Source organism: Roseomonas chloroacetimidivorans, assembly GCF_049629625.1.
GTDB lineage: Bacteria > Pseudomonadota > Alphaproteobacteria > Acetobacterales > Acetobacteraceae > Roseomonas > Roseomonas chloroacetimidivorans.
The window spans coordinates 1-25,574 of sequence record NZ_JBNBZS010000004.1 but is presented as its reverse complement, the minus strand read 5'-3'; the positions used below and the strand labels follow the sequence as shown (position 1 = coordinate 25,574).

Here is a 25,574-nt window from a genome sequence, read left to right as displayed (position 1 = left end):
CGCCTATCACGTGGAGGCCCCTGGCGAAAAGGGGATAAACGATATCAGGATATCTTTATATTCCCCCTTCCGCAGTGAAAGGAGAACCTCCCGCACACGAACAGGTCAACAGCTTTCCCAACCCAGGTTAGCGCGGCGACTCCGGCCGAATCCTAGGTCTGGCGCGCGGTCATGAGCTCCGGCGCGAATAGGCCATGGCCGCCGCAGACAGGGAGAACGCCATGACCGAAAGCATCAAGGGCATGATGACGGAGAAGTTGGGCCAAGCACTCACGGCAGAGAGACTGGCCGTCGAGAATCTGCCCAAGCTCATGCAGGCCGCGACGTCACCAAAACTCAAGCAGGCCTTCGAGCAGCACATGCAGGAGACGCGCGAGCAGATCACACGACTGGAGCAGGCCGGCAAGATGATGCAGCAGCAACTTCAGGGCGAGCCCTGCGAGGCCATGCAGGGGCTGGTACAGGAAGCTGAGCGCATCATCTCGCAGCACCAGCCCGGCCCCATGCTGGATGTGATGTTGATCGCCGCTGCCCAGGGCATCGAGCATCACGAGATCGCCGCCTATGGCACGATGCGCTCCCTCGCCAGTTCCTCAGGTATGGCTGACCTCGCCCGGTTGCTCGAGCAGACCTTGCAGGAGGAGAAGGCGACCGACGAGAAACTCACCGCCTTGGCGGAAAGCGAGGTTAACCCGGCCGCGCTGAAGCAAGCGGCCTGAGACAGCGCGGCCTGGCGAAGGCTCCGGGGAGAGCGGCGTCTCCCCGAAGGTTCATGCCGGGCCGAGGGTGGGGCCGCCGCGTGCCCGCAGCAGCGCGCGCAGGTTGCGGATGACCGGGAACACCTCCTGGTTCCAGTCCGCGCCCTGCGCGTCATGCGCCGCCTGCTCCATTTCCACGATGTCGCGGTCCTCCTTGAAGATGCGTTCGGTGAACAGCACCAGCAGCGGCCAGCCGGCTTCCAGCAGGCCGGGAATTTTCGGACGCTTGACGGAGAGCAGGCCGAAGGTGCGGTTGCGGCGTTGCTGAGCGTCCACCGGCACATAGGCGATCCAGAGATCCATCACCGGCGCGTCGTCACCCGTCTGGATGCGCAGCGTCTGGTACGGATACTCCGTCCGGATCGTCATCAGGTCCTTCTGCGCGGTGGAGGATTCCGTGCCCACCGCGCGGCGCTCGCCGAAGATCGCCGCTTCCGCCCAGGGCTGCTTTCCTCCCACGCGGGAGAAGGTGTAGCGCGCCTCGACGAAGTCCTCGCCCTTGTCCCCGCCCATGTAGCGCGGGACCATGTTCCCCATCTGCCTCCGGTGCAGGAACTGATGGTTCATGTCCATCAGGTTCTCATGCATGAAGCTGTAGTGGCAGGCGACCTCGCGCCCGAAGCGGCGTGTCTTGTAGCGCGGGTCGGCCACGGAGCCGAGGCCGGGCAGCGGCACCGTCTCCGCCAGAGCCGGATCGCCGGGAAACACGAAGATCAGCCCCTCCACTTCCCGGCAGGGATAGGCGCGCACGCCGTTGGGCAGCTTGCCCTTGCCGAGATAGGGCACGTCCGTGCAGTGGCCGCTCTGGTCATAGGCCCAGCCATGATACCCGCAGCGGATGGCACAGCCCTCCACCAACCCCTTGCTGAGCGGCACCTGGCGATGGGCGCAGCGATCCTCCAGGGCGAAGACGGGGCCCTGCTTGGGGCGGACCAGCACGATAGGGTCGCCCGCGAAGCTCACAGCATGCGGCTTGCCCGGCTTCAGCTCGGTGGACCAGGCCAGGGGATACCAGTGGTCGGGGTGGATGGAGACACGGCGCAGATCGCGCTCCCGATCACCGCGGTGGCGGGTATCGTCCTGTACCGACCGAACCTGATCCATGCACACCTGTCCCTGCCGATAGCAACCGGCTTGCCCCGAAGGAACAAGCCGCGCATTCCGGAAAACTGGCACAGATCCGCGGGGCGTGTCAGAGGCCGCGCCCCCCGCCCTCCCCCGGCTGGAAGGTCATGACCAGCTCCTGGATGCGCTTCGGGTCGCTCTGCTCCATCACTCGCCGCGCGAAGCGGGCGCAATCATCCACGTTCAGGGCGCGCACCATCTGCTTCACGCGCGGGATGGCGCTGGCGTTCATGGAAAGGCTCCGCAGCCCCAGCCCCATCAGCAGCGGCACCAGCCGTGGATTCCCCGCCATCTCACCACAAACGGAAACCGGCATGCGCAGGCGCAGCGCCGCTTCCGTCGCGAACTGGATCAGGCGCAACACGGCGGGGTGCAGTGGGTCATAGAGGTGGGAAACCTCCACCTCCCCGCGATCCACGGCCAGGGTATACATGGCCAAATCGTTAGTGCCGATCGCGAAGAAGTCAGCCTCCAGCGCGATGGCGTCGGCAGCCAGCGCCGCGCCCGGCGTCTCGATCATCGCGCCCAGCGGCGGCATCTTCTCCGGTAGGGCCACGCCGCGGCGGCGTACCCGCTTGATGACGCGCTCATAGATCTCGCGCGCCTCCCGCACCTCTTCCGGAATGGTCACCATGGGCAGCAGAATGCGGACCGGGCCCAGAGCCGCCACGCGCAGGATGGCAGCGAACTGCACTTCCAACAGCTCCGGCCGGCGCAGCAGCATGCGGATACCGCGCAGGCCCAGCGCCGGGTTGGGGCCGGCATGGAAGGGCTCGATCCCCTCCGCCAGCGCCTCCATGTCCTTCTCGCCGCCCCAGTCCAGCACGCGGATCGTCACGCCGGCGCCGTCCGTACCCTCCACGATCTGGCGATAGGCCTGGAAATGCGCCTCCTCATCCGGCAAGCCCTGGCGGTTCATGAAGAGGAATTCAGTGCGCAGCAGCCCGATGCCGGCAGCACCGGCCTGGGCGATCAGCGGCAGCTCCGCCGGAATCTCCAGATTGGCCTGGAGTTCCATCTCCTCCCCATCCGTGGTGACGGATGGCAGGCGGCGCAACTTGCCGAGGCGGGTACGCTCCTTCGCATAGGCGCTTGAGGCCTCCCGCCCTGCTTCCAGCGCCTCCTTGCCCGGACGCAGCACGATGGTGCCAGTGCCGCCATCCAGCACCGCCTGGTCGCCGCGGGAAATGGCATTGGTCAGGCCGGGCAGGCCCAGCACGCTGGGGATGCCCAGCGCGCGCAGCATGATGGCGGTATGGCCATCCGCCCCGCCTTCCTCGGTCGCCACCCCGGCGATACGGGAGGGATCGAGCAGCGCGGCATCGGCCGGCGTCAGCTCCTCGGCAACGAGGATCGAGCCCTCCGGCACGTCTTTGAAGGACCGGAAGCCGGATTGGGTAAGATTGCGGGTCAGGCGGCGGGCGATCTCATGCACCTCGCCGGCGCGGCGGCGCAGCCCCGCCTTGTCGTCATCGCGTGCCTGGAGAATGGCACCCGCGATCGCCTCCGCCTCGTCCTGCACGGCGGTCTCGGCGGAAAGCAGCTCCGCCTCGATGCGCTTGCGGGCGCCGCGGATCAGCCGGCTCTCCCCCAGCATCATCGCATAGGCGTCCAGCAACGGCTCCAGCTCCTCCTGCGCCTCCTCTGGCAGGATGGCGAGGCGGGCCTTCAGCTTGCTGACCTGCTTGCGCGAGGTGGCGATTGCGTTCGCCAGCCGGGCTCGTTCGGTCTCCACCTCCGACGCCGTGATGCTGCGGCGCGGGGCGGCGGCAGGCGCTTCGTCGATATCGTAAACGGGGCCAATGGCGACGCCCGAGGAGATCGGAATCCCCTTGATCGACAATTCGCGCGCGCGGCGCCCCGTCTTGCGCGCCTCGGCCGACTTGGCTTCCGCGGCGCGGGGTGTGGCGGGCGCCTCCGTCTTCATGCATCCGCTCCTACCGGCTCTCGGCCGGCGCCGTCCTGCATCGGCCGGCGTTTATTCCTCGTGAAAGCCAGCCTCGATCAGGGCGGCCACTTCATCCAGCGTCTCCCGCGCATCCCAGCCTTCCGCTTCGAGAAGGACGGTCGCGCCCTGGCCGGCGCCAAGCATCATCAGCCCCATGATGGAGCAGGCCGGCACCGTCTGCCCGTCATGCGTGACGCTGAGACAGGAACAGTGCTTTTCGGCCAGAGTGACCAGCTTGGCCGCCGCTCGGGCGTGCAGGCCGCGCTGGTTGCGGATCAGCACGCTCCGCCGCAACGGCACGGGCGCGCCCTCGGGCTTCTGGGGGGCGTCCGGCGTAACCGGCACCGATGCCGTGTTGTCGCTCATCGCCTCGCTCCTCCGTTCACCACGGTCTCACCACGCAGTTCGCCGGCGGTGGCCATGTATTTCCGGCCCGCATTCACCGCATGATCCACTGCCTCGGCAAGCGGCTCGGAACCACGCAGTTTCGCCAGCTTCACCAGCAAGGGCAGGTTCACCCCGGCAATCACCTCCACTTGGCGGCCGCAGCAGGATTCGGGCCCGCATGTGCGGATGGAAGCAGCAAGGTTGGACGGGGTGCCGCCGAACATGTCGGTCAGCACGACAACGCCATCGCCCTGGTCCACCTCCTCTACCGCAGCCCGGATGTCGCCGCGCCGGCTCTCGAGGTCATCCTCCGGGCCGATGCAGATGGTCGAGACATACTTCTGAGGCCCCATGACATGCTCCATGGCGAGGCGGAGTTCCTCGGCCAGGCGTCCATGGGTGACGAGAACGAATCCGATCATCGGGGGTCCGGAAGGGCCGCGGGCGCAGTTCGCGGTATGGGAAGGGGGGGATGGGCCGCGCTTGGCGTGCCCGGGGGGCATTCATTCATGCTCGTGCGCCGATATGGGGTGCGGAAGGGTCCGCTTGGAGTCGGGGGGCGGGGCATGGACACCCGGAAGACTCTCGCGAATCGCCAGCTCGCGATGGGAGAGCTCCACCGGCCAGCCACCCCGAGCCAGGTGCCGGGCAAGGCGTTCTGCTGAGAAAACAGAGCGATGCTTGCCGCCCGTGCAGCCGAGCGCGATGGTGAGGTACTTCTTGCCCGCCGTTTCGTAGGCCGGCAAGAGGGGGTCCAGCAGCGCCGTCATGCGCGCCCAGAATGGAGCCCATTCCGGATCGGCTTCGATATAGTCAGCCACAGGCGCGTCCCGGCCCGTCAGGGGGCGCAGCGCCGGGTCGTAATGCGGATTCCGGAGGAAGCGCAGGTCGAAGACCAGGTCTGCCTCGCGCGGTAGGCCCCGCGGATAGCCGAAGGACTGGACTGTGACGGACATCCCCGCCGTGCCGGCCGTGCCGTAGCGCCGCTCGATCATCCGCCGCAACTCGGGCAGGGGCAGGCCGGTGGTGTCGATCACCCAATCCGCCGCCTCGCGCAGCGGGGACAGCACCGCGGCCTCCCGCGCAATTCCGTCCGCGACACCGGCTCCCGGTACCCCGGCGGGCGCGAGTGGGTGGCGCCGCCGGGTTTCGGAGTACCGGCGCAGCAGCACATCCTCGGCTGCATCCACGAAGACGAGTTCCGGTGCGGCCGCCCCACGGGCGCGCAGGGCGTCCAGCCCTGCCAGCAGGGCGGTGGCATCGAAGCCGCGGGTGCGGGTATCCACCCCCACTGCCAGGGGCCCTTCCCCCGGCCCGGCCATCAACTCGCCCAGCACGGCCATGGGGGGGTTGTCCACGGTCTCGTGGCCGAGATCCTCCAGCACGCGCAGCACCGAGGATTTTCCGGCGCCGGAGAGGCCGGTGACCACCACAGCCGGACGGGGGGCAGGCGGGGAGTTCAGCGTGTGGCCTCCAAAGCGCCAGCGCGGCAGATGACACGGCCGGCCAGGGTATCGAGCGCCAGGGCGAGCTTGCGCGGGGTGGAGGCATCCTGCGCGTGCAGGGCAATGCGCGGCAGGCTGTAGCCCAGCGCCTCGAAGCGGGCTGGCATTGGCAGCCGGGGCACCTCATCCCGATGAACGCAGTCCACCGCCAGAGTAAGGGCGGCCTCGGGCGCCGAGTCGAATCCTTCCAGCAGGCCCAGGCCCCGCACCTCGATCATCCCGCGCAGGGCTTCGGGCGGGGAGGCACGCAGGCCTCCGCCCGCCGCCCGCAGCACGACCTGGTCATCGGCCACGAGCTGCCATCCCTCGCCCGTCAGGCGAAGGAGGAGATCGGACTTCCCGGCACCGGACGGACCGAGAAGGAGCACTCCGGCCCCGTCCCGCGCGGCGCAACTGCCGTGTTGCAGCATGGCTGGATGGTGACACCCCGGACAGGGTGAAGAACGTGGCAGAAATCGGGCGTGGACGGAAGCGGGCGGTGGACAGTGGACCGGCCCGGGTGCATGCCGCCCGCCATGCTTACACGTCCCGATATCGAGGCCGCCGCTGCCCGGATCGCCCCCTATATCCGCCACACGCCGGTTCTCTCTCTGTCCGCCCCGGCGCTCGGTGGTCCCTGCGATGTGGCGCTGAAGCTGGAGCAGCTGCAGGTCAGCGGCTCCTTCAAGGCGCGCGGTGCCTTCAACGCGCTGCTGCAGTCCGAGGCCGGCCGAACCGGCGTCATCGCCGCCTCGGGCGGGAATCACGGGGCGGCGGTGGCGCATGCCGCCGGGGCACTCGGCATCCCGGCCGAGATCTACGTGCCTGCCATCGCCGCCCCCTCCAAGGTCGCACGCATCCGGGAGGCCGGGGCGGTGGTGGTGCAGGGCGGCGCGACCTATGCCGAGGCCCTTGCTGCCAGCGAGGCACGGCGCGCCGAAACAGGCGCGGCCTCCGTCCACGCCTATGACCAGGCCGAGGTTCTGGCCGGCCAGGGCACGGTCGCACGCGAATTTGAGGCGGACTCGCCCGGCCTGACCCATGTGCTGGTGGCCGTAGGAGGCGGCGGGCTGATCGGCGGCATGGCATCCTGGTTCGCCGGCACAGACACGCAGGTGGTGGCGGTGGAGCCGGAAGGCTGCCCGACGCTCTTCTCCGCATTGCGGTCTGGGGCCCCCGTGGATGCGCCGGTGGGTGGGCTTGCGGCGGACAGCCTCGGCGCGCGGCGGGTTGGGTCGCTGATGTTCGAGGTGGCCAGGGCAGTGATCCGCGACTCCGTCCTCGTTCCGGACGAAGCGATCCGCGACGCCCAACGCCGCCTCTGGTCTGCCTGCCGCGTGGTGGCCGAACCGGGGGGAGCGACGGCGCTGGCCGCCCTTCTCTCCGGTGCCTGGGTGCCGCCCGAAGGGGCGCGGGTCGGGGTATTGATCTGCGGAGGGAATTGCGAGCCGGGATCCGTGGCAGGCTGAACCCAATCGGTTACGGCGGTCGGAAGGCGGCCCCCTTCTGGGGCCGCAGGCGCCCCCCTATTCGCGCGCTATTCCCAGTTCCCGCAGCACGGTCCGGTTTGCATCGCTCTCCTGGGCGAAGCGTTCGCGGAAATCGGCTCCCGGGGCGAAGCTCGGCACGGAATTCAGCCGCTCCGCCGCTGTGCGGAAGCTCTCGCTGCGCACCGCCTCGCCGCAGGCGCGCTCGATCACCGCCGCAGCCGCGTCGGGCAGGCCAGCCGGCGCCACCAGCCCGCCAGCAGAACTGCCGACGATGGGGTAGCCGGCTTCCGTCACCGTTGGCACATCCGGCAGCCCGGCGATCCGCTGGGCACTGAACACCCCGCCCACACCCAGGCCGGTGGAGGCCGGGATGGAGGGGCTTTCGACGAAGGCCATGATCTGCCCGCCCAGTGCAGCCTGAGACATCGGCCCGGCACCAGTGAAGGGAGCGTGCAGCCCGTCCACCCCGGCGGCGCGCAGCAGGCGGGCGATCAGGATGTGCTGCGTGCTTCCCTGCCCCGGCGAGCCGAAGACCAGCGCCTCCTTGCCCGTCCGGGCATGGGCGATCATCCCCGCGAGATCCCTGAAGGGTGCATTGCGCCCCAGGACGATCACCTGCGGGTTGTCATAGACGAGGCAGAGGAATCGAAAGCTCTCGAGCGAATAGCTGACCGGCACGATGTGCGGCTGGGTGGTCAGGGGTGCGTTGGGCGAGAGGCCGATCGTGTAGCCATCCGGCCTGGCGCGGGCGAGTTCGGCATCGCCGATCGTACCAGCCGCGCCGCCGCGATTCACGATCACCACGGTCTGGCCGAGGGCCTGCGACAGGGCCGGCTGCAGCGCGCGGGCCATCAGGTCGGTGTTGCCGCCCGGCGGATAGGGGACGATCATCTGGATGGGGCGAGAGGGATAGCTCTCCTGCGCCGCGGCCTTCCCGGCATGGACGAAAGGCAGCAGCCCTGTCAGGCCGGCACAGCAAAGCCTCGCCCAGTGGCGCCAGTTGCTCATCCGAATCCCCTCCCGCGATGTCATTGCGAGCAGCCTATTGGCCGCTTTGCGGCCGCTCAACCTACCTTGTTCGGAGAAGAGGCTGCCTCAGCCGAGCTCGGAGGCGCCGGGCGGGCTGGGCGCGATGCCCTTCGCCGCCCGGGCGGCACGCAGCACGGCTGCAGCCATGACATGCGGCACGATGGTGCCCAGCGCCATCATGTTCCCCGGCCTGTTGCTCTTGCCCGTCGCCAGGGCAAAGACCGTGTCGCCATCCGACATGGTGTGGATCGGGTCGATGGTCCGGGCCAGCCCATCATGGGCCGCACCGGCCAGGCGCTGGCATTGCGCCTTGGTGAGGACGGCATCGGTCGCCACCACACCGATGGTGGTCGCCATCCCCGCCTGCATGGCGGCCGGCAAATCGCCGCGCAGGACGGCAGCGCTGGCGCCCATGGGCCGGCGGCCCTCCACATCCCGCGCCCCGGCCACCACCTGCCCCGTGGCTGGATCAATCACGTCCCCGATCGCGTTGACCGCTACGACCGCCCCCACCGTGATCGCGCCCACTTTGATCGAGGCGGTGCCGATCCCGCCCTTCATGGCGCGCGCCATGCCGAAGAGCTTGCCCAGCGTCGCGCCTGTGCCGGCACCAACGCTCCCTTCTTCCGGCGGCTCGGCCCGCGCGGCCTGGCAGGCGGCGTAGCCCGAGGCGGCATCCGGACGGATGCGGTGGTTCCCAAGGGCCAGGTCGAACAGGATGGCGGCGGGCACGATGGGCACGCGGGCCGGGCCCGCCGGAAAGCCGATTCCCTTCTCCTCCAGCCAGCGCACCACGCCCGTCGCCGCCTCCAGCCCAAAGGCGGAGCCTCCGGAGAGCAGGACGGCATGAACCTTCTCGACGAGGTTCGTGGGGTTGAGCAGGTCGGTTTCCCGCGTGCCAGAGGCGGCCCCGCGCACATCCACGCCGGCGGTGGCCCCGTCCTCGGTCAGGATGACGGTGCAGCCGGTGGGGCGGCGCGTCTCAGTGAAATGGCCGAGCTTGATGCCCGGCACATCGGTAATGGCGCCGCCCATGACGAGCGGGGGCGCGGCGGTCTGGCCCATGGCGGCTCCGGAGGAGAAGGTGGCGGCGCCGATTCCGGCAAGGTCCCGGTGCCCCATATGTCACGCACGGGCTGGCAGGGTCACGGAACCAGCCGCACCACCCCGTGCGCGGTCCGGATCGGTGGCGCGAATGATGAACTCCTCGATCTTCGGCGCGTAGTCCCGCCACAGCCCGGCCAGTTCCGCGATCGGGTCCGCTGCCCGGTCCACGCGCAGGTCGGCGAGGGCGAAGTCGAATTCGCCATGCAGTTCCAGCACGGCGGAGACAACCGGACCATGCTCGCCGCCCGCCGCCTCCCCGGCCGCAAGGGCGGCCAGCAGGCGATCGCCCAGCGGGGCCGCGGGATCAGCTTCGAAAGCGCGCACCATGGCGGCGGGTACACCATCGCTGGCGAGAATGTTGCCGATCGCCACGCAATCCCGGCCATGGGCATCGGCTCGCTCGGGCTTCACGCGGGCCCCGTGGTGATGGGCGGTGCGCCCCCATGCATCCAGCGCCGCAAGCTGCCGCCATTCCTGGTACGGCGTGGATGCGATAAGCGCCGCCACCGTCTCCTGTGCTGAGCAGCCGCTCCGCAACAGCCCCAGGCCGCGTGGGCCAAGCCGCGGATCGGTCCGGTGCTGCGTCAGCACCGCGCCCACCCCAGCCGCGACATGCTGGATGCGCGCACCGACGGCGAGGTCGGAGGTGGCGCCGACCGCGCCGATCTGGCCGGTGCGGGCACAGCGCCCGATCAGGGAGAAGGTCATGCCGCGATCCTTGGGCGGGATCGCGCTCCTGTCCATCAGGCATGATGGCACGCGGTTGTAGAAGGCACGTGGAATTCGCGCTTGACGCGTATCCAGATCACTCACGAAAACGAGAAGGTGTTCTCCGGCCTTCCACTGCGGACCGCTTGGCTCGCCCTGATACTCCTGCTGACCCACCCTGCCCGTGCCGAGGAGGTGCCGGCCAGCGGCGGCAATTTCGGCGGCGCAGGCCTGCTCGAGACGCGCAATGCCCGCTTCCGCGAGGATGGCACGCTGGAGGCTGGCGGTTCGCTGCGGAACCAGCGGCGCTTCTGGTTCATCAACTTCCAGGCCCTGCCCTTCCTGGAGACGACCTTCCGCTTGAGCGAGCGGCTGAACGCCACCACCGGCCAGGGCAGCACGACGGACCGATCCTTCGATGTAAAGCTGCGGCTGCTGGAGGAGGGGCCATGGAACCCGGCCCTGGCGATCGGACTGCAAGACCTGATCGGCACCGGGATCTATGGCGGGGAGTATGTGGTCGCCTCGCGCCGCTGGGGGCCGCTGGACCTGTCGCTGGGCCTGGGCTTCGGGCGGCTGGGCACGCGGGCCGATTTCGGCAATCCGCTGGCGGAGATCTCGAACGCGTTCCACACGCGGCAGCGCGATGTCGGGCGCGGCGGCACGCTGCGGCTCGACTTCTTCCGGGGCGAGGATGTCGCGCCTTTCGGCGGCGCTGAATACAGCCTGCCGGCCCTGGACACGCCATGGGGCGAGTTGGACGGGCTGCGCGCGAAGCTTGAATGGTCGGGCGACGCGCTGCGGGACGAGCGCGGCGGCTACCCCGCCCGGCGCGACGCGCTGCGGGGCAAGGCGCGCAGCCCCGTGAATGTCGGCCTGCAATGGCAGGGCGAGCATGTCGATGCCGGGCTGAGCTTTGTGCACGGCACGGACCTGCTGGCCCGCCTTTCCCTACGGATGAACCCGGCGAGACCGCCCGCCTTTCCACCCCTGCGTCCCGTGCCGCCCATGCCAGCGCGCGGCGCCTTTGGCGACGCGGATAGTCGCGCCGCCGCTGCCTTCGCAGCATTGCGCGAGGCCGGGTTCCGTCCCCTGGCCTATGAGGAACGCGGGCTGGAGGCGCGCATCGCCGTCGCCGAGGGTGCCTTCGCCAGCCTGCCGCAGGTCGCGTCCCGCGTGTTGCGGGCCGTGAACGGCATCCTGCCGCCAGAGGTGGAAGTCCTTCGGCTCTCCTGGTGGCAGGCCGGGGCGGAGATGGGCGCGCTGCTGATCCCCCGCCATGCCGTGGAGGCTGCGGCCGGCCCCTGGGGCAGCCCGGAGGAGGCCTGGTCCGCGACGACGCTCTTCCCCGCTGAAGGCAAGGAGTGGCCGGAGGCCTTCACCGAGCCCGGCCCGCACTGGGACTGGGCGGTGGAACCGCGGCTGAACCTGCAGCTCGGCGACCCGTCGCGCACCCTCCGCTACCAGGGCGCGGCCGCCGCAGGCGCGCGGGTGGAATTCGGGAAAGGCTTCAGCGCCGCCGGCGCGGTGCAGCAGGCGGTGTTCGGCAATCTCGACCGCGGCCTGCCCTCGGACAGCCAGTTGCCGCATGTACGAAGCGACTATGCGCTCTATGCGCGGGATGGAAAAACATCCATTCCCGCCCTGTATGGCGAGCGCGTGTGGAATCTGGCGCCTGACGTCTTCGCCCGCGTCACTGTCGGGCTGCTGGAGCCGATGTTCGGCGGCCTGTCCTCCGAGGTGCTCTGGCGGCCGGTCGACCACAGCTTCGCCGTTGGGCTGGACCTGAACTTCGTGCAGCAGCGCGCGACAGACGGTCTGTTCAGTTTTCGCGATTACGGCGCGGCGACCGGGTCTCTCTCGCTCTATGCCGACCTGCCGGTCTGGAACCTGTACGGGATCTTTCGCGCGGGCCGGTATCTGGCGGGCGACTGGGGCGCGACGGTGGAACTGGGACGCCGCTTCGACAGCGGCATCGAGGTCGGCGGTTTCGCCACCTTCACCGATGTTCCCTTTTCCCGCTTCGGCGAGGGCTCCTTCGATAAGGGCATCTATGTCCGCCTGCCGCTTTCCCTTTTCGGAGCGGATTCACGCGGCAATGGCACGGCGGTGATCCGGCCGGTGCAGCGGGATGGCGGACAAAGGCTGGCCGTCGACAACCCGCTATGGGAGGTGACCCGTGCGGGACGAGAGGACGCCGCGCGGCGCGGAGTTGCCGGATACGCGCGTTAGGCCGGAATACCAGGGAAGGCTGTGTCCACGGGACGGTTCGTAGCGCCGCCCGATGTTTCGGGCAGCGCCTCCGCCGAAAGCTTGCCCGATGCCTGCTCGTCCAGCAGATCGCCAATGCAGCGCAGCAGCGCCGATGTCTCCAGATTGCCCATGTACTCAGCGGCGAAGGAGAGATTCCTCAGATTTCGTACCGCGCCGAGCAACTCTTGCCGGAATTTCGTGGCGACCTCGTCCTGCTCGCTCATCTCACGCCTCTCATCTGGCATGGCTGCCCCGCCGGGCCGACCGCAACTTCCAGTGCGGGTCGGTCACCATGGGGAAGCCCTCTGGTCCATCGGGGTCACGGTGCAGGCCGCATTCCGAGAATCCCGACGAGGAAGCCTCTCACGTCAGGCGCGCTCGATCCCGAATCGGATGCGGGGTTCCAGAAAGTTTATCATCCCATTCCAGGGCCCCGCAGCGTCGGGCGGACGGCCTTCCGCCTCCTTCCCGAGGACAGAACCAGCGAAGGCCGGGCCGGTTTCCAAACTCAGACCCGCCCGGCCATGGGTCAGTTCACCGTAATCCGTGCCTCGCGCACCACGGCGCCCCAGGTCTCGACCTCCTGTGCCATCTTTCGCTGCAACTCCTCCGGCGAGGAGGAGACTGCGTCCGCCCCAGCCGCCAGCAGGCGTTCCTGTATTTTCGGATCGGCAAGCGCCTCCCTGAGCACGGCGTTCAGCCGGGTGATGACCGGAGCGGGCGTGCCATGCGGCGCCATCACGGCGCCCCAGGAGGTTGCCTCGGCCCTGGGTAGCCCGATTTCGGCCATGGTCGGCACCTCCGGCAGCTGCGAGGTGCGGCGCGGGCCGGTGGTGGCGAGCGCCCGCACCTTGCCGCCCTGGATCATGCCAAGGGCGGAGGGCAGCTGGTCCAGCATGAACTGCACATTCCCCGCCACCGTGTCGTTCAGCGCCGGCGCGCTGCCGCGATAGGGCACATGCGTCACCTCGACCCCAGCGGCGGTGCGGAATAGCTCCGCCACCATATGGGTGGAGGAGCCGGAGCCTGCGGAGCCAAAACTCACCTTGCCCTGATTGGCACGCAGCCAGGCCAGGAATTCCTGCGCCGTGCGGGCGGGCACCCTGTCATTCACGATCAGCACGTGATCCGTGGCGAAGGCCATGCCGACAGGCGCGAGATCCCTCACCGGATCAAATCCCATACTGGCGTAGAGATGCTGGTTGATGGTCAGCGTGCCCGTGGTGCCCATCAGGATCACGCTGCCATCGGCGGGGGAGCGCACGACATTCTCCACACCGATATTGCCGCCCGACCCCGCACGGTTCTCCACCACAACAGGCTGGCCCAGGCGCTCGCCCATGCGCTCCGCCAGCACGCGCGCCACCACATCCGTGGCGCCGCCTGCCGCGAAGGGAACGACAAAGCGAATGGGGCGCGTGGGCGTCCAATCCTGGGCCCGCGCGGGAAAGGCGGCGGAAGCTGCGGTCAGCGCGGTTGCGCCACCGATAAGATGACGTCGGGTGATGTGCATTCTGGCGTTTCCTCCTGTCCTCTGTTCTTTGTTCTTTGTTCTTGGTGTTAGCAGGCCGTGGCGTGCCTCCGCTTGATGTCCTGGAGCACGTCATCCGGATCGGCGGCCCACCAGCGGCGGGAGAGGACTTCCACCTCCGTATGGCCGCGATAGCCTTCCGCTTCGACCATCGCCCGGATGCCGGGGATATCGATCACGCCCTCCCCCGGCAGGCCGCGATCGAAGACAGTATCGGTGGTGGGAACCAGCCAGTCGCAGACATGGAAGGCGGCGATGCGCGATCCGGCTCGCCGCACCTGCTCGCGTAATGCCGGATCCCACCAGACATGATAGACGTCGAGCGCAACCCCGCTGCCCGGTCCCAACTCGTCACACAGGTCCAGTGCCTGGGCGAGGGTAGAGAGCACGCTGCGATCCGCGCAGGTCATGGGATGCAGCGGCTCCAGGGCGATGGTGATGCTGGCGGCACGCGCGTGGTCCATGATGGCATGCAGCCCGTCCCGCACCATGGCGCGGGCGCCGTCCAGGTCCTTTGATCCGGGTGGCAGCCCACCGCAGACCATGACGAGGCATGCGGCACCAAGCGCATGTGCCTCATCGATGGCGCGGTGGTTGTCCTCGATGGCGGCCGCGCGTCCTGCGGCATCACTGGCCGGGAACATGCCGCCGCGACAGAGGCCGGAAACGGAAAGGCCCGCATCACGGATGGCACGGGCAGCCTGCTGCACCCCCATGGCCTGCAGCACGTCCCGCCAGGGGGAAATGCCGGGGATGCCATGGCGGGCACAACCCTCGATGCATTCTTTCAGGCCCCAGCGCTCCTTCACTGTCGCGGTGTTGAGGCTGAGCGGACCAGGCGCGCCCATCAGGCCACCCCATGCAGCGCGAGGAGCGTCTTCATGCGGGATGCCGCGCGCTCGGGATCGGAAAGCAGACCGGCCTTGTCGGCCAGGCGGAACAACTCGGAAAAGTGCTGGATGGACCGGGTGGATTGCTGCCCGCCCACCATCACGAAATGGTCCTGGTGCCCGTTCAGCCAGGCCATGAAGACCACGCCCGTCTTGTAGAACCGCGTGGGTGCCTTGAAGATGTGGCGGGAGAGCGGGACCGTCGGCGCCAGAATCTCGTGGAAGGTCGAGAGGTCGTTACGCGACAGCGCCGCCAGCGCGCCACCCACCGCGGGCGCGATCGGATCGAAAATTCCGAGCAGCGCATCGGAATAGCCCTCCGCATCGCCCGCGATCAGCTCGGCATAGTTGAAGTCGTCGCCAGTATACATGCGCACGCCCTTGGGAAGGCGCCGGCGCATGGCGATCTCCTTCTTGTCGTCGAGGAGGGAGATCTTCACGCCGTCCACCTTGTCCGCATGGGCAGCGATGACGTCGATTGCCACCTCCATGGCCTGCATGTGGTCGTGATGGCCCCAGTAGCCCTCCAGCGCCGGGTCAAACATCTCGCCGAGCCAATGGATGATGACGGGCTGCCTGACCTGGGACAGCACGCGGTCATAGACGCGCACATAGTCCTGCGGTGACTTCGCTGCCTTCGCCAGCGCGCGCGAGGCCATGAGGATGATGCGGCCGCCCATCCCCTCGACCGCCTCGCACTGTTCCTCATAGGCGCGGATGACGTCGTCCACTGTCACCTCGGGGCCGGGCGCCAGATGATCCGTGCCGGCGCCGCTGGCGATGACCGCCTCCGGGAAATCCTTCGCAGCATCCAGTGAACGGCGGATCAGCTCCTGTGCGCCGGCCCAGTCCAGGCCCATGCCGCGCTGCGCCGTGTCCATCGCCTCCGCCACGCCCAGGCCCAGCGACCAGAGGTGGCGACGGAAGGCGATGGTCCGGTCCCAGTCCAGCTTCACATCCAGCCAGGGATCCTGCTCGGCCAGCGGGTCCGCCACCACATGGGCAGCGGCGAAGGCGATGCGGGGGTAAGGCGGCTTCGCAACCGCGAAGTTCCCGGGCGCGCCGGTGCTGTAGGATTCCAGCGCGCCGCCCGCTTTGGGCAGGGTGATGGTGGCCATGTCAGGCCTCCAGCCTGGGCAGGTCGATCCAGCGGCGCTCTGCCCAGGACTTCAGCCCGGCTTCCGCAAGCTGCACGCCCTTGGCGCCGGCCAGCAGGTTCCAGGGATAGTCCGGCCGCTCGCCGGCAACATGCTTCAGGAATTCCTCCCACTGCACCCGGAAGCCGTTCGGATAGGGCTGGGTGTCCGGCACCTTCTGCCAGCCCTCGTAGAAGTTGATGGTCTGCGGCTCGTCCGGGTTCCATACGGGCTTGGGCGTGTTCACGCGGGACTGGGTCCAGCAATCAGTCAGCCCGCAGACCGCGCTTCCATGCGTGCCATCCACATGGAAGGTCACCAGATCGTCACGCCGCACGCGCGTGACCCAGGAGGAGTTGATCTGCGCGATCACCCCGCCCTCCAGTTCGAAGGTGGCATAGGCGGCATCATCGGTATCGGCGTTGTAAGGCTTGTTCTGCTCGTCGTAGCGCACGGGGATATGCGTGGCGCCGAGGCAGGACACCGACTTCGTCTCGCCGAAGGTGTTGTCCAGCACGTAGCGCCAGTGGCAGAGCATATCGAGGATGATGCCGCCGCCCTCGGCCTTCTTGTAATTCCAGCTTGGCCGCTGGGTCGGCTGCAGGTCGCCCTCGAAGACCCAGTAGCCGAATTCGCCGCGCACGCTCAGGAGCTTCCCGAGGAAGCCACTGTCGATCACCATCTTCATCTTGCGCAGCCCGGGCAGGAACAGCTTGTCCTGCACCACACCGTGCTTGATGCCGGCCTTCCGCGCCACGCGCACGAGATCCAGCGCGTCCTCCAGGTTATCGGCGGTCGGCTTCTCGCAATAGATGTGCTTGCCGGCGGCAATCGCCTTGCGGATCAGCTCCGCGCGCATCTGCGTCGTGGCGGCGTCGAAGAAGATCGTGTCGTCGGGATTGGCCAGGGCGGCGTCCAGATCGGTGCTGACCCGGTCCACGCCATGCGTCTTTGCCAGGGCCTCCAGCTTTTCCCGGTTCCGGCCGACGATGATCGGGTCGGGCATGATCCGGTCCCCATTGGGCAGGGGCACGCCACCATCGCGGCGGATCGCGGCGATGGAGCGGATCAGGTGCTGGTTCATTCCCATGCGACCCGTCACGCCATGCATGATCAGACCGATACGGCGCTGCGCCATTTGCGCGTTCCTCCCTTTGGGCTGCATAGGTAACTGTACGGTTACCTGAGCACCCCGGGAGGGGCCGCGTCAAGGACGAAGCCAGCCCAGCACCACCTCCTCGCAATGGGCCTCTCGTGCCTCGATCGCCGCCTCGGCCTCCAGCCCCGTGCCGAAGATCGCGGAGAGGGTGTGCATGTTCGAGATATAGAAATGCCCCAGCGCCACGATGGTGATATAGGCCTGCATGGGATCCACCTCCTGGCGGAACACGCTTTCCGCCGCGCCGCGCCGCAGCACATCGCGCAAGGTTTCCAGCAGGGGAGTGTAGAGGTCCCGCACCTGCCCGCTGCGCGCGAGATAAGCGGCGCGGTGCAGGTTCTCCTGATTCAGCAGGGCGACGAATTCGGGGTGGCGCGCGGTGTAACGCAGGTTGAAACGTACCAGTCGCGCCATGGCCTCGACGGGCGGCAGGTCGTCCACGCGCAGCGCCCTCTCCTCGCTGCGCTTATGGGCATAGGCGGTTTCCAGCACCGCCACCCATAGATCCTCCTTGTTGCCGAAATAGGCATAGAGCATCCGCTTATTCGCGCCCGCCCGCGCCGCGATCTCATCCACCCGTGCGCCGGCCAGGCCACGAGCGGCGAATTCAACCAGGGCGGCGTCAAGGATGCGCTGGCGGGTTGCCTCGGCGCGGGGACTCTGCGGAACGGTTCGGGCTGGGGCATCCATGCGCGCATCCTGTCCGTGATGCGCGCCGGAGGCGAGAGCCCAGGCAGAGGGCCGCCCATCCCGCGGATGGACGGCCCGGCCAAGCTTTGGTGGCGCGGCCTAGTGCAGCACGCCGAAGAGCCAGAGCAGGATGATGACGGGAATGGGAATCCCGATCAGCCAAAGCAGGATACCGCGCATCATGGTGTCTCCTATGTTGTTTCGTGGTCGTGCAACGTGAGGGACTTGCGAGAGGTTGCGGGCCCGCGCAGCCTGCATGGCATGGACACGTCCTTCGACAACGAGGCCCCCTGGGCCCCCTCCCCCCGCATCCCCGATCCGCGGCTGCGCGATCTGGATCCGTCCTTCGCCCGCTATCGCGTGATGAACGGCATGGTGCAGAAGCTGGCGGGCGGCACGCGCTGGGGCGAGGGACCGGTGTGGTTCGGCGACCACCGCTGCCTTATCTGGTCCGACGTGGTGGGCAACCGGATGCTGCGCTGGGACGAACAGACAGGCGCCACCGGCGTCTTCCGCGCCCCGTCGAATCACGCCAATGGCAATGCGCGGGACCGCGAGGGGCGGCTGATCACCTGTGAACACCTGACGCGCCGCATCACGCGTACGGAACATGACGGCCGCATCGCCGTCATCGCCGACCGCTTCGAAGGCAAGAGGCTGAATTCTCCCAACGATGTTGTGGTGAAATCCGACGGAACGATCTGGTTCACGGACCCGCCTTTCGGCATCCTGAGCGATAATGAGGGCGAGCGCGCGGAAGCCGAGTTGCCGCAGAATGTCTACCGTGCCGATCCCACGCGCGGCACGCTGGAGGTGGTGGCCGACGGCATCGAAGGTCCCAACGGCCTCGCCTTCAGCCCTGACGAATCCCTGCTCTACATCGTCGAGAGCCGCACCAGCCCGCGCAAGATCCTCTGCTATGCCGTGGGAACCGACGGGCGCCTCTCCAATCGCCGCGACTTCATCGTGGCGGAACCCGGCGGCACGCCGGATGGCTTCCGCGTGGATGAGGACGGCAATCTCTGGTGCGGCTGGGGCATGGGCACCCCGGAGCAGGATGGGGTGCGGGTCTTCAATGCCGCAGGCGCCCCGATCGGGCATATCGACCTGCCGGAGCGGGCCGCCAATCTGTGCTTTGGAGGCCTGCACCGGAACCGGCTGTTCATCACGGCGGCGAGGTCGCTCTATGCCGTTGTGGTGAACACGCGGGGAGCTTGAGTGACAGCCATCGCCTCGCCCTGGCGCCGCCCTTAGGCCACGCCCCGGTCGCGGCGCTCAGCGGCTGAGCGTGCGCCCTACCGCCGCCCGCCAGGCCTCGTGCCGCCGGTTCGCCTCGGCCGCCGGCATATCCGGCTCGAAGCGCACGCGGCGGCGCCAATGGGTGGCGTTGTCGCCGGGCGGCGGGCAGAGCCCCGCCTGCACCCCGGCCAGGTAGGCGGCACCCAGCGCTGTCGTCTCCGCCACCGCGGGAACATCCACAGGACATTGCAGCGCATCGGCCAGGAAACGCATTGTCCAGTCGCTCGCGGTCATGCCGCCATCCACGCGCAGCACCGTGTCGCCCATATCCGGCCAGTCCGCGCGCATGGCATCCAGCAGGTCGCGGGTCTGCCAGGCGACGCTTTCCAGCGCGGCGCGGCAGATCTCGGCGGCGCCGGCGCCGCGGGTCAGGCCCAGGATGGCACCGCGTGCCGCTGGATCCCAATGCGGCGCGCCCAGGCCGGTGAAGGCAGGCACCATCACCACCCCGGAATCCGGATCGGCGCGCGCGGCCAGCTCCCCCGCCTCGGCGGCGTGTCGGATGATGCCCAGGCCGTCGCGCAGCCATTGCACGGCAGCACCGGCCACGAAAATCGCGCCTTCCAGCGCATAGGTGCGGGCGCCATTGATCTGCCAGGCCACGGTGGTCAGCAGCCGATGGCCCGAAAACACGGGCGTATCCCCCGTGTTCAGAAGCATGAAGCAGCCCGTGCCATAGGTGGATTTCGCCATCCCCGGCCGGAAGCAGGCCTGGCCGAGCGTGGCGGCCTGCTGGTCCCCTGCCATGCCGCGGATGGGGACAGCGGCGCCGAGCAGCGCGGGATCGGTGGTACCGAACTCGGCGGCGCAGTCCCGCACCTCCGGCAGCAGGGCGCGTGGGATGTCCAGGGCGCACAGAATATCCTCGTCCCATTCGCCCCGGCGGATGTCGTAGAGCATGGTGCGGGCCGCGTTGGTCGCATCCGTCGCGTGGACCCGGCCGCCGGTCAGGCGCCACAGCAGGAAACTGTCCACCGTGCCGAAAGCCAGTTCCCCGCGCATCGCGCGTTCCCGCAGGCCCGGAATTTCAGACAGCATCCACATCAGCTTGGTGGCGGAGAAATAGGGATCGGCCAGCAACCCGGTGCGCTCGGTCAGCAGCGTTTCCAATCCCTCAGCCCGGAGGCGGTCGCAGACAGGGGCACTGCGGCGATCCTGCCAGACGATGGCGTTGTGCACCGCCCGCCCCGTGGCACGCTCCCAGACCAGCGTCGTCTCGCGCTGGTTGGTGATGCCGATCCCGGCAACCCGAGTCGCCGGCGCCCCGCCGCGCCGCAGCGCGCCACGCAGGCATTCCACGGAATGCGCGATCAGGTCCTCGGCCGCATGCTCCACCTGCCCCGGCGCGGGAAAGTGCTGTGGCAGTTCCACCTGATGCGTCGCACGAGGATGCAGTTCCGCATCGAACAGGATGGCCCGTGTTGAGGTCGTGCCCTGGTCGAGCGCCAGCAACACATCCGCACCCATCCGCTTCCCCCCAGGTGATTCCCGGCGCAGCATAGGCGGCATGGGTGTGATCCTCCATGACCTCTGCGGCGCCAATCCGGCACGGCGCTTCTCCCCCTATTGCTGGCGGGTGCGAATGGCCCTTGCCCATAAGGGTATCGCGCATGAGGCGGTGCCCTGGCGCTTTACCGAGAAGGCGGCCATCGCGGATGCCGGCACGGATAAGGTGCCCGTGCTGCGCCATGGCGATCGCACGGTCCATGAGAGCTGGACCATCCTCGAATATCTTGAGGACAGCTGGCCCGGCGCCCCCAGCCTGTTCGGCGGGGAGGGCGGGCGGGCCCTCGCCCGCTTCGTCAACACCTGGTCCGACGCGGTCATGATGCCGGCCATCGTGCGCCTGATCATCTCCGACATCCCGGCCCTGCTGGCCCCTGAGGACGCCGCCTATTTCACCCGCACGCGCGAGGCCCGGTTCGGCAAACCGCTGGCCGAGGTGACCGCCGGCCGGGAGCAGGCCGTGGAATCCTTCCGCCGCGACCTGCACCCGCTACGCATGGTGCTGCGGGAACGCCCCTGGCTTTCCGGCGTCACGGCCGGGGCCGCGGACTATATCGCCTTCGGGCCGCTGCAATGGGCACGCTGCGTCTCCGCCTTTCCCCTCCTGCAGCCGGACGACCCGGTCCATGCCTGGCGCGGGCGGCTCCTGGACGCCTTTGGCGGCCTTGCCCGCTCCACCCCCGCCGAGGACGTGGCCTGACCTCCTGATGGACGCCTGGCTGGACGCCTTTGTGCCCGCCTTCGGGATGATCGCGCTCGGCGCCTTCCTGAAGCGCCGCCTCCTGCGCGACGACGCAGTCTGGGCGGGAATCGAGAAGCTGGTCTTCTGGGTTCTCCTGCCCTGCCTCCTGGCCTCCTCCCTGTCGCGGGTGGATCTCGGCGCGCTGCCGGTCGGCGGCATGGCGGCCGCGCTCTGGGTGGCCCTGCTGATCGGCACCGGGGCCTCCCTTCTGATGGCCCGGGCCTTCGGCCAGGGCCACGCTGCGGCCAGTTCGGTGCTGCAAGGCGGGATCCGCTTCAACAACCTGCTTGGCTTCGCCATCACCGGCGCAGTGTTCGGCCCCCCGGGAACGGCGTTGGCGGCCGTGACGGTGGGGCTGATCGTGCCCGGCGTGCAGGTGATCATCACGCCGTTTTTTGCCCTGGGAGGAAGAGCGCGGCCCCGCCCGCTCGCGGTGCTCAGGCAGATGGCGCTGAACCCGCTCATTCTTGGCTGCGTCGCGGGCTTTATCCTGGCAGCTCTCGGCGGCTTGCCCCCGGGAATCGGGGCGCTGACACGCACCCTCGGCCAGGCTTCGGTTTCGTTGGGCCTCCTGGCCGTAGGGGCGGCGCTGGGCGCGGAGGCCATGCGGGACCGCCTATCACTCCAGGGCGCGACCGCGGCGCTGAAGCTGCTGGTCATGCCGGCCCTGACCCTCGCGCTCTGCGGGGCGATGGGCCTGGACACACTCCCGACCTGCATCGCGGTGCTGTTCATGGCCCAGCCCACCGCCACCACGGCCTATGTCATGGCTCGGATGATGGGCGGCGACGCGCCGCTGATGGCAGCCATCACGACGATGCAGCACATCGTGGCCGTGCTCACCCTTCCCCTGTGGCTGGTCATTCTCCGGGCATGGCTACCTCTGCCCTGACGCGATCCCAGGCAATGTCGTTCGGCATCCGGTGAATGCATTCTATGAGCCGATTGGCGCAGCAGCGCCCCTGCCCCATGATGGGCCAACGCACCCGATGGGAATCTCTTTGATGCTGACGCGCCGCGGAGTTGCGCGCGGGGCCTTGGGTCTCGGCGCCGCCTCCTTCACCCCCTCCCTCGCTGGCGCCCAGGGGACGGCAGCGGGCACTTGGCCTGATCGCCCGTTGCGGCTGATCATCGGCTACCCGCCCGGTGGCGCCTCGGACCTGTTCGGGCGGATGATCGCCGCTCAGATGGGGCCGCGCCTCGGCCAGAATGTGGTGGTGGAGAACCGCCCGGGCGGCGGTGCGGTGGTGGCGAGCGAGGCCGTGACCCGCAGCCCGGCCGATGGCTACACCCTGCTCCATGTCGACAACGGCATCCTCGTCTACAACCCCGCCCTCTATGCCCGCTTGCCCTATGACCCCGACAAGGACCTGACCGGGGTGGGCTTCATCGGCCGTTTTCCGCTCTTTCTCGTCGTGCGTGCCGACAGCCCGATCCAGGACCTGGCCGGCTACATTGCCGCGGCAAAGGTGAAGGTGCCGACCTATGGCTCACCCGCCGTCGCCTCCCCGCACCATCTGGCCATGGAGATGTTCAAGCGCCGCGCCGATTTCGATGCGACCCATGTTCCCTATCGCGGCGGCCCGGCGGCGATGCAGGACCTGCTCTCCGGCACCGTGGACAGCGTCGTCATCGACTGTGCCACCGGCACCGCCTTCATCCGGGACGGCAAGGTGCGCGCCCTTTGCGTGCTGAGCGAGGCACGTTCCCCCACCAGCGCCGAGGTTCCGACAGCCCGGGAACTGGGCCATGCCAATGTGGTGGCCTATGGCTGGCAGGGTATCTCCGTGCCTGCCAACACCCCTGCCGCGGTCGTTTCGCGCCTTTCGACGGAACTGGCCCGCGCCATCGCCTCGGACGAGATTCAGGCCCGCTTCACCACCCTGGGCATCGAGCGCGCCAATTACAGCCCCGCCGAGTTCGGAGCCTTCGTGCGGAAGGAAAATGCCGAGTGGCGCCCGCTAATCCGGGAACTGGGGATCCGCCTGGACAGTTGATTGGCCCTGCCCCGCCAGGATGGTCAGGACGGGGGCAGACGGGTAGGTAGCGGGACGGCCCAGTCCTGTCAGGATCACCAACGCCCTTGTTCCGCCGCTCTTCCACCCCGGACTACGGAATTGGCCGCTTCCGGTTGGGCCAGATCCTCGCGAAGCTCCAGTCGCTGCAGCTGACTGTCGGCGCGGCGGAGCGAAACGCGGAACTGGCGGCCTGGAACAGCAAGGTGCTCGGCTCCGTTCTCGCCAGCCGATTTTATGAGGCGGGGCTGGCCGGCCCGTCGGCCTCCCTGCCCCCGGAGCCTGTCCAAATGGGCTTCGGCGGCCGTCTCTGCCGGCAAGAGGACATCGAGAGCGCCTGGCTTCGCTACTGGTGCGGCCAGGTCGGCTTCGCGCCTATCTACCACCGCAAGGTCTGGGAGGACTGCTACGCCCTCCAGGTCCTGCATGAGCGCGGGATGATGGCCCCCGGCCGGCGCGGGTTAGGCTTTGCGGTCGGTACCGAGTTCCTGCCGAGCTTCCTGGCCAAGCATGGTGTGGACGTGCTGGCCACCGACCTTGATCCGGGTGACCCTCGTGCCAGGGCCTGGCTTGCGGTGGACCAGCATGGCAGCCAGCTGGATAAGGTCCATAAGCCCGGCCTGCTGGATCTGGAGACCTTTAACGCCCGCGTCGCAACCCGTGCCGTGGACATGAACCATATCCCCGCCGACCTGCATGGTGGCTTCGACTTCGTCTGGTCCGTCTGTTCGCTGGAGCATTGCGGCTCCATCGAGAAGGGACTCGACTTCGTGGTGGAGGCCATGCGCTGCCTACGCCCCGGCGGGATCGCGGTGCACACCACCGAGTTCAACATGGACCCCGAAGGGCCAACCCTGAAGAAGGGTCCCACCGTCCTTTTCCAGCGCCACCACATGGAGGCCTTGTCGGCCCGCCTCGCCAAGGCTGGGCACCGAATGCTGCCGGTGGATTTTGATCCGGGCACTGGGGTGCTGGACCAGTTCGTGGATCTGCCGCCCTACCCGAACACCGCCTGGCCACTCTCGATCACCGAGCCTCCGCATCTGCGACTTTCCATCCGTGGGCTGGTGGCGACCTCGCTGGGCTTCATCGTCGAGAAGGGCGGATAGGAGTGTCCCCCGGGGCGCCTCGCAGCCCCGGGCCCCCGCGATCTGCTTTCTAGAGCCCTGCAATCAAGGGCAGCGCAGCGACCACGAAGCCCATCCATTCCGGCATAGAAAAGATATGCACAGCTAACCTATGTGAATGGAACTGGCAACCTACTTGGGCGAAGTAATCGCGGTTCCGCGAGATGTGAAGGGACAGCGGCTTCGATGCACAAGTCAAGATCCAACAAGCACAACTACAAGCAGAAATCTAATGCAGGCTATACTACCGATGGTTGGATTGGCCTGGGCGGTCTGAGACCCCGTTTGAGAATTGCTACGGGTCGGGGTGAGCGACGCGGCGGAGCAGGAGGGCACCCATGCTGAGGTGGATCATAGCGTCCGACACGTCCAGACGCTTTTCGTAGTCCCGCACCAGCCTGCGCCAGCGGGTCATCCAGCCGAATGTACGTTCCACCACCCAGCGCCGCGGCAGCACCTGGAAGCCTTTCTGGTCCGGCAGCTTGCGCACCACCTCCAGCGTGAAGTCCTTGTAGGCGGCAAGGCTCGCAAGCCTGCCCCGGTCATAGGCGCCGTCGGCGAACAGGTGCTTCAGCCACGGCCAGCGGCGACGCACGGCCTTGATGATCTCCTCGGCCCCGGCGGCGTCCTGCACGTCGGCCGTGGTCAGATTGACCATCAGCAGGCGCCCGTCCGTATCCACGGCCACGTGGCGCTTGCGGCCTTTCAGCTTCTTGGCGGCATCATAGCCGCCGCCACCAGGTGCATGCGGCGCCTTGACGGTTTGGCTGTCCACCGCGCCCGCCGTGGGACTTGCCTCCCGTCCGGCCTGCTCGCGGTCGAGCATCAGCATTACATCGTGGACCGTCTGGAACAGCATGCGGCGCACCAGGCGCCGGAACCACCAGTACACTGTCTGCCACGGCCCGAAATGCACCGGCAGCATGCGCCATCCGCCGCCCGAGCGGGCCATATAGCGGATCGCGTTCAGTATCTCGCGCAGGTCCACCCCGGGCTTCCTGCCCCGTCTGGGCGGCTTCGGCAGCAACGGCCTGACCCGCTCCCATTCCTCGTCGGTCAGGTCAGTCGGGTAGCGCCGGCCCCGCTCAAACGCCAGCTGCCGCGCACGGTGCTCCTTGGTCCACATCCCGCCTATGTGGCCATGCAGACCGGCCCAACCCAGGCCGGAACTGCATTCTCAAACGGGGTCT

The 25,574-nt window shown here is 68.3% G+C and carries 26 protein-coding genes; 8 read left to right on the top strand and 18 right to left on the bottom strand.

Translation table 11 applies throughout. The annotated features are described in order from the left end of the window. The first annotated feature begins 221 nt into the window (after window positions 1–221). Window positions 222–719 (top strand): DUF892 family protein, encoded by a 498-nt coding sequence (locus ACO1BU_RS04095; protein WP_424134634.1) that lies wholly within the window; start codon window positions 222–224, stop codon window positions 717–719. 51 nt (window positions 720–770) lie between these two features. Here the strand turns inward: ACO1BU_RS04095 and ACO1BU_RS04090 are convergent, their stop codons facing one another. The 6 genes from ACO1BU_RS04090 to ACO1BU_RS04065 all read right to left on the bottom strand — a co-directional run bounded on the left by ACO1BU_RS04090 (window position 771) and on the right by ACO1BU_RS04065 (window position 6,133). After that, window positions 771–1,862, bottom strand: coding sequence for a Rieske 2Fe-2S domain-containing protein (locus ACO1BU_RS04090; protein ID WP_424134633.1), 1,092 nt, complete (start codon window positions 1,860–1,862; stop codon window positions 771–773). A gap of 88 nt (window positions 1,863–1,950) precedes the next feature. Continuing rightward, window positions 1,951–3,810 carry a phosphoenolpyruvate--protein phosphotransferase gene (gene ptsP / locus ACO1BU_RS04085; RefSeq protein ID WP_424134632.1) on the bottom strand — a complete coding sequence of 620 codons (1,860 nt, stop codon included), beginning with the start codon at window positions 3,808–3,810 and terminating at the stop codon, window positions 1,951–1,953. 51 nt (window positions 3,811–3,861) lie between these two features. Continuing rightward, window positions 3,862–4,197: an HPr family phosphocarrier protein gene (locus tag ACO1BU_RS04080; RefSeq protein ID WP_424134631.1), complete on the bottom strand. Its 336-nt coding sequence runs from the start codon at window positions 4,195–4,197 to the stop codon at window positions 3,862–3,864. Next, a complete protein-coding gene (locus tag ACO1BU_RS04075; protein ID WP_424134630.1) occupies window positions 4,194–4,640 on the bottom strand; it encodes a PTS sugar transporter subunit IIA in 447 nt (148 codons plus the stop codon). Before ACO1BU_RS04075 ends, ACO1BU_RS04080 begins: the two co-directional genes overlap by 4 nt. Before the next feature lie 81 nt (window positions 4,641–4,721). Then, on the bottom strand, window positions 4,722–5,651 hold the full coding sequence (rapZ, locus tag ACO1BU_RS04070; protein ID WP_424134629.1) for an RNase adapter RapZ: 930 nt from the start codon (window positions 5,649–5,651) through the stop codon (window positions 4,722–4,724). Window positions 5,652–5,677: 26 nt separating this feature from the next. Then, window positions 5,678–6,133 carry an HPr kinase/phosphorylase gene (locus tag ACO1BU_RS04065; protein WP_424134628.1) on the bottom strand — a complete coding sequence of 152 codons (456 nt, stop codon included), beginning with the start codon at window positions 6,131–6,133 and terminating at the stop codon, window positions 5,678–5,680. A gap of 105 nt (window positions 6,134–6,238) precedes the next feature. On the opposite strand from ACO1BU_RS04065, the gene ACO1BU_RS04060 reads away from it, so the two are divergent. Beyond that, window positions 6,239–7,171: a threonine/serine dehydratase gene (locus ACO1BU_RS04060; RefSeq protein WP_424134627.1), complete on the top strand. Its 933-nt coding sequence runs from the start codon at window positions 6,239–6,241 to the stop codon at window positions 7,169–7,171. Between the two features lie 57 nt (window positions 7,172–7,228). Here ACO1BU_RS04060 and ACO1BU_RS04055 read toward each other — a convergent pair whose 3' ends face one another. The 3 genes from ACO1BU_RS04055 to ACO1BU_RS04045 form a co-directional block, all read right to left on the bottom strand. Further along, a complete protein-coding gene (locus ACO1BU_RS04055) occupies window positions 7,229–8,200 on the bottom strand; it encodes a Bug family tripartite tricarboxylate transporter substrate binding protein (RefSeq protein WP_424134626.1) in 972 nt (323 codons plus the stop codon). A gap of 87 nt (window positions 8,201–8,287) precedes the next feature. Beyond that, entirely contained in the window at window positions 8,288–9,343 is a 1,056-nt protein-coding gene (locus ACO1BU_RS04050) for a P1 family peptidase (protein WP_424134625.1), read from the bottom strand. A 3-nt stretch (window positions 9,344–9,346) separates the two neighbouring features. Beyond that, complete coding sequence (locus tag ACO1BU_RS04045) at window positions 9,347–10,072, bottom strand: DUF1028 domain-containing protein (protein WP_424134624.1); 726 nt, start codon at window positions 10,070–10,072, stop codon at window positions 9,347–9,349. A gap of 45 nt (window positions 10,073–10,117) precedes the next feature. Between ACO1BU_RS04045 and ACO1BU_RS04040 the strand changes: the two genes are divergently transcribed. Next, complete coding sequence (locus ACO1BU_RS04040; RefSeq protein WP_424134623.1) at window positions 10,118–12,268, top strand: YjbH domain-containing protein; 2,151 nt, start codon at window positions 10,118–10,120, stop codon at window positions 12,266–12,268. On the opposite strand, the gene ACO1BU_RS04035 is transcribed toward ACO1BU_RS04040, so the two are convergent. The 7 genes from ACO1BU_RS04035 to ACO1BU_RS04005 form a co-directional block, all read right to left on the bottom strand. Continuing rightward, window positions 12,265–12,513 carry a hypothetical protein gene (locus ACO1BU_RS04035; RefSeq protein WP_424134622.1) on the bottom strand — a complete coding sequence of 83 codons (249 nt, stop codon included), beginning with the start codon at window positions 12,511–12,513 and terminating at the stop codon, window positions 12,265–12,267. The two genes, ACO1BU_RS04040 and ACO1BU_RS04035, sit on opposite strands and share 4 nt — an antisense overlap. Before the next feature lie 305 nt (window positions 12,514–12,818). After that, a complete protein-coding gene (locus tag ACO1BU_RS04030; protein ID WP_424134621.1) occupies window positions 12,819–13,802 on the bottom strand; it encodes a Bug family tripartite tricarboxylate transporter substrate binding protein in 984 nt (327 codons plus the stop codon). Between the two features lie 47 nt (window positions 13,803–13,849). Further along, window positions 13,850–14,668: a sugar phosphate isomerase/epimerase family protein gene (locus tag ACO1BU_RS04025; protein WP_424134620.1), complete on the bottom strand. Its 819-nt coding sequence runs from the start codon at window positions 14,666–14,668 to the stop codon at window positions 13,850–13,852. Next, window positions 14,668–15,828 (bottom strand): dihydrodipicolinate synthase family protein, encoded by a 1,161-nt coding sequence (locus ACO1BU_RS04020; protein ID WP_424134619.1) that lies wholly within the window; start codon window positions 15,826–15,828, stop codon window positions 14,668–14,670. The genes ACO1BU_RS04025 and ACO1BU_RS04020 overlap by 1 nt, the downstream gene beginning before the upstream one ends. Before the next feature lies 1 nt (window position 15,829). Then, complete coding sequence (locus tag ACO1BU_RS04015) at window positions 15,830–16,984, bottom strand: Gfo/Idh/MocA family protein (RefSeq protein ID WP_424134618.1); 1,155 nt, start codon at window positions 16,982–16,984, stop codon at window positions 15,830–15,832. Between the two features lie 69 nt (window positions 16,985–17,053). Then, window positions 17,054–17,695, bottom strand: coding sequence for a TetR/AcrR family transcriptional regulator (locus ACO1BU_RS04010; RefSeq protein ID WP_424134617.1), 642 nt, complete (start codon window positions 17,693–17,695; stop codon window positions 17,054–17,056). Between the two features lie 99 nt (window positions 17,696–17,794). Further along, complete coding sequence (locus tag ACO1BU_RS04005) at window positions 17,795–17,953, bottom strand: hypothetical protein (protein ID WP_424134616.1); 159 nt, start codon at window positions 17,951–17,953, stop codon at window positions 17,795–17,797. 3 nt (window positions 17,954–17,956) lie between these two features. On the opposite strand from ACO1BU_RS04005, the gene ACO1BU_RS04000 reads away from it, so the two are divergent. Beyond that, window positions 17,957–18,913: an SMP-30/gluconolactonase/LRE family protein gene (locus ACO1BU_RS04000; protein ID WP_424134615.1), complete on the top strand. Its 957-nt coding sequence runs from the start codon at window positions 17,957–17,959 to the stop codon at window positions 18,911–18,913. Window positions 18,914–18,970: 57 nt separating this feature from the next. Here the strand turns inward: ACO1BU_RS04000 and glpK are convergent, their stop codons facing one another. After that, window positions 18,971–20,503, bottom strand: a complete 1,533-nt coding sequence (gene glpK / locus ACO1BU_RS03995) for a glycerol kinase GlpK (protein WP_424134614.1) — start codon at window positions 20,501–20,503, stop codon at window positions 18,971–18,973. Between glpK and ACO1BU_RS03990 the strand changes: the two genes are divergently transcribed. The 4 genes from ACO1BU_RS03990 (at window position 20,502) to ACO1BU_RS03975 (ending at window position 24,366) form a co-directional block, all read left to right on the top strand. After that, window positions 20,502–21,200, top strand: coding sequence for a glutathione S-transferase family protein (locus ACO1BU_RS03990; RefSeq protein WP_424134613.1), 699 nt, complete (start codon window positions 20,502–20,504; stop codon window positions 21,198–21,200). The genes glpK and ACO1BU_RS03990 overlap by 2 nt on opposite strands. A gap of 7 nt (window positions 21,201–21,207) precedes the next feature. Beyond that, complete coding sequence (locus ACO1BU_RS03985; RefSeq protein WP_424134612.1) at window positions 21,208–22,134, top strand: AEC family transporter; 927 nt, start codon at window positions 21,208–21,210, stop codon at window positions 22,132–22,134. A 112-nt stretch (window positions 22,135–22,246) separates the two neighbouring features. Beyond that, complete coding sequence (locus ACO1BU_RS03980) at window positions 22,247–23,239, top strand: Bug family tripartite tricarboxylate transporter substrate binding protein (RefSeq protein ID WP_424134611.1); 993 nt, start codon at window positions 22,247–22,249, stop codon at window positions 23,237–23,239. A gap of 86 nt (window positions 23,240–23,325) precedes the next feature. Beyond that, the gene (locus ACO1BU_RS03975) at window positions 23,326–24,366 is read left to right on the top strand and encodes a class I SAM-dependent methyltransferase (protein WP_424134610.1); all 1,041 of its coding nucleotides are present in this window, start codon (window positions 23,326–23,328) and stop codon (window positions 24,364–24,366) included. 313 nt (window positions 24,367–24,679) lie between these two features. On the opposite strand, the gene ACO1BU_RS03970 is transcribed toward ACO1BU_RS03975, so the two are convergent. Next, window positions 24,680–25,510: an IS5 family transposase gene (locus tag ACO1BU_RS03970; RefSeq protein WP_424134609.1), complete on the bottom strand. Its 831-nt coding sequence runs from the start codon at window positions 25,508–25,510 to the stop codon at window positions 24,680–24,682. Between the last annotated feature and the right edge of the window lie 64 nt (window positions 25,511–25,574).

Bases quoted from the DNA above. Each gene is read 5' to 3' on its own strand.
- ACO1BU_RS03980 (WP_424134611.1), top strand. From the start codon at position 22,247: ATGCTGACGCGCCGCGGAGTTGCGCGCGGGGCCTTGGGTCTCGGCGCC.
- ptsP (WP_424134632.1), bottom strand. From the start codon at position 3,810: ATGAAGACGGAGGCGCCCGCCACACCCCGCGCCGCGGAAGCCAAGTCG.
- ACO1BU_RS04090 (WP_424134633.1), bottom strand. From the start codon at position 1,862: ATGGATCAGGTTCGGTCGGTACAGGACGATACCCGCCACCGCGGTGAT.
- ACO1BU_RS04080 (WP_424134631.1), bottom strand. From the start codon at position 4,197: ATGAGCGACAACACGGCATCGGTGCCGGTTACGCCGGACGCCCCCCAG.
- ACO1BU_RS04035 (WP_424134622.1), bottom strand. From the start codon at position 12,513: ATGAGCGAGCAGGACGAGGTCGCCACGAAATTCCGGCAAGAGTTGCTC.
- ACO1BU_RS03970 (WP_424134609.1), bottom strand. From the start codon at position 25,510: ATGTGGACCAAGGAGCACCGTGCGCGGCAGCTGGCGTTTGAGCGGGGC.
- ACO1BU_RS04025 (WP_424134620.1), bottom strand. From the start codon at position 14,668: ATGGGCGCGCCTGGTCCGCTCAGCCTCAACACCGCGACAGTGAAGGAG.
- ACO1BU_RS03990 (WP_424134613.1), top strand. From the start codon at position 20,502: ATGGGTGTGATCCTCCATGACCTCTGCGGCGCCAATCCGGCACGGCGC.
- ACO1BU_RS04055 (WP_424134626.1), bottom strand. From the start codon at position 8,200: ATGAGCAACTGGCGCCACTGGGCGAGGCTTTGCTGTGCCGGCCTGACA.
- ACO1BU_RS04065 (WP_424134628.1), bottom strand. From the start codon at position 6,133: ATGCTGCAACACGGCAGTTGCGCCGCGCGGGACGGGGCCGGAGTGCTC.
- ACO1BU_RS04060 (WP_424134627.1), top strand. From the start codon at position 6,239: ATGCTTACACGTCCCGATATCGAGGCCGCCGCTGCCCGGATCGCCCCC.
- ACO1BU_RS04010 (WP_424134617.1), bottom strand. From the start codon at position 17,695: ATGGATGCCCCAGCCCGAACCGTTCCGCAGAGTCCCCGCGCCGAGGCA.
- ACO1BU_RS04030 (WP_424134621.1), bottom strand. From the start codon at position 13,802: ATGCACATCACCCGACGTCATCTTATCGGTGGCGCAACCGCGCTGACC.
- ACO1BU_RS03985 (WP_424134612.1), top strand. From the start codon at position 21,208: ATGGACGCCTGGCTGGACGCCTTTGTGCCCGCCTTCGGGATGATCGCG.
- ACO1BU_RS04005 (WP_424134616.1), bottom strand. From the start codon at position 17,953: ATGCAGGCTGCGCGGGCCCGCAACCTCTCGCAAGTCCCTCACGTTGCA.
- ACO1BU_RS04000 (WP_424134615.1), top strand. From the start codon at position 17,957: ATGGACACGTCCTTCGACAACGAGGCCCCCTGGGCCCCCTCCCCCCGC.
- ACO1BU_RS04075 (WP_424134630.1), bottom strand. From the start codon at position 4,640: ATGATCGGATTCGTTCTCGTCACCCATGGACGCCTGGCCGAGGAACTC.
- ACO1BU_RS04095 (WP_424134634.1), top strand. From the start codon at position 222: ATGACCGAAAGCATCAAGGGCATGATGACGGAGAAGTTGGGCCAAGCA.
- glpK (WP_424134614.1), bottom strand. From the start codon at position 20,503: ATGCCGCCTATGCTGCGCCGGGAATCACCTGGGGGGAAGCGGATGGGT.
- ACO1BU_RS04045 (WP_424134624.1), bottom strand. From the start codon at position 10,072: ATGGACAGGAGCGCGATCCCGCCCAAGGATCGCGGCATGACCTTCTCC.
- ACO1BU_RS04020 (WP_424134619.1), bottom strand. From the start codon at position 15,828: ATGGCCACCATCACCCTGCCCAAAGCGGGCGGCGCGCTGGAATCCTAC.
- ACO1BU_RS04050 (WP_424134625.1), bottom strand. From the start codon at position 9,343: ATGGGGCACCGGGACCTTGCCGGAATCGGCGCCGCCACCTTCTCCTCC.
- ACO1BU_RS04015 (WP_424134618.1), bottom strand. From the start codon at position 16,984: ATGGCGCAGCGCCGTATCGGTCTGATCATGCATGGCGTGACGGGTCGC.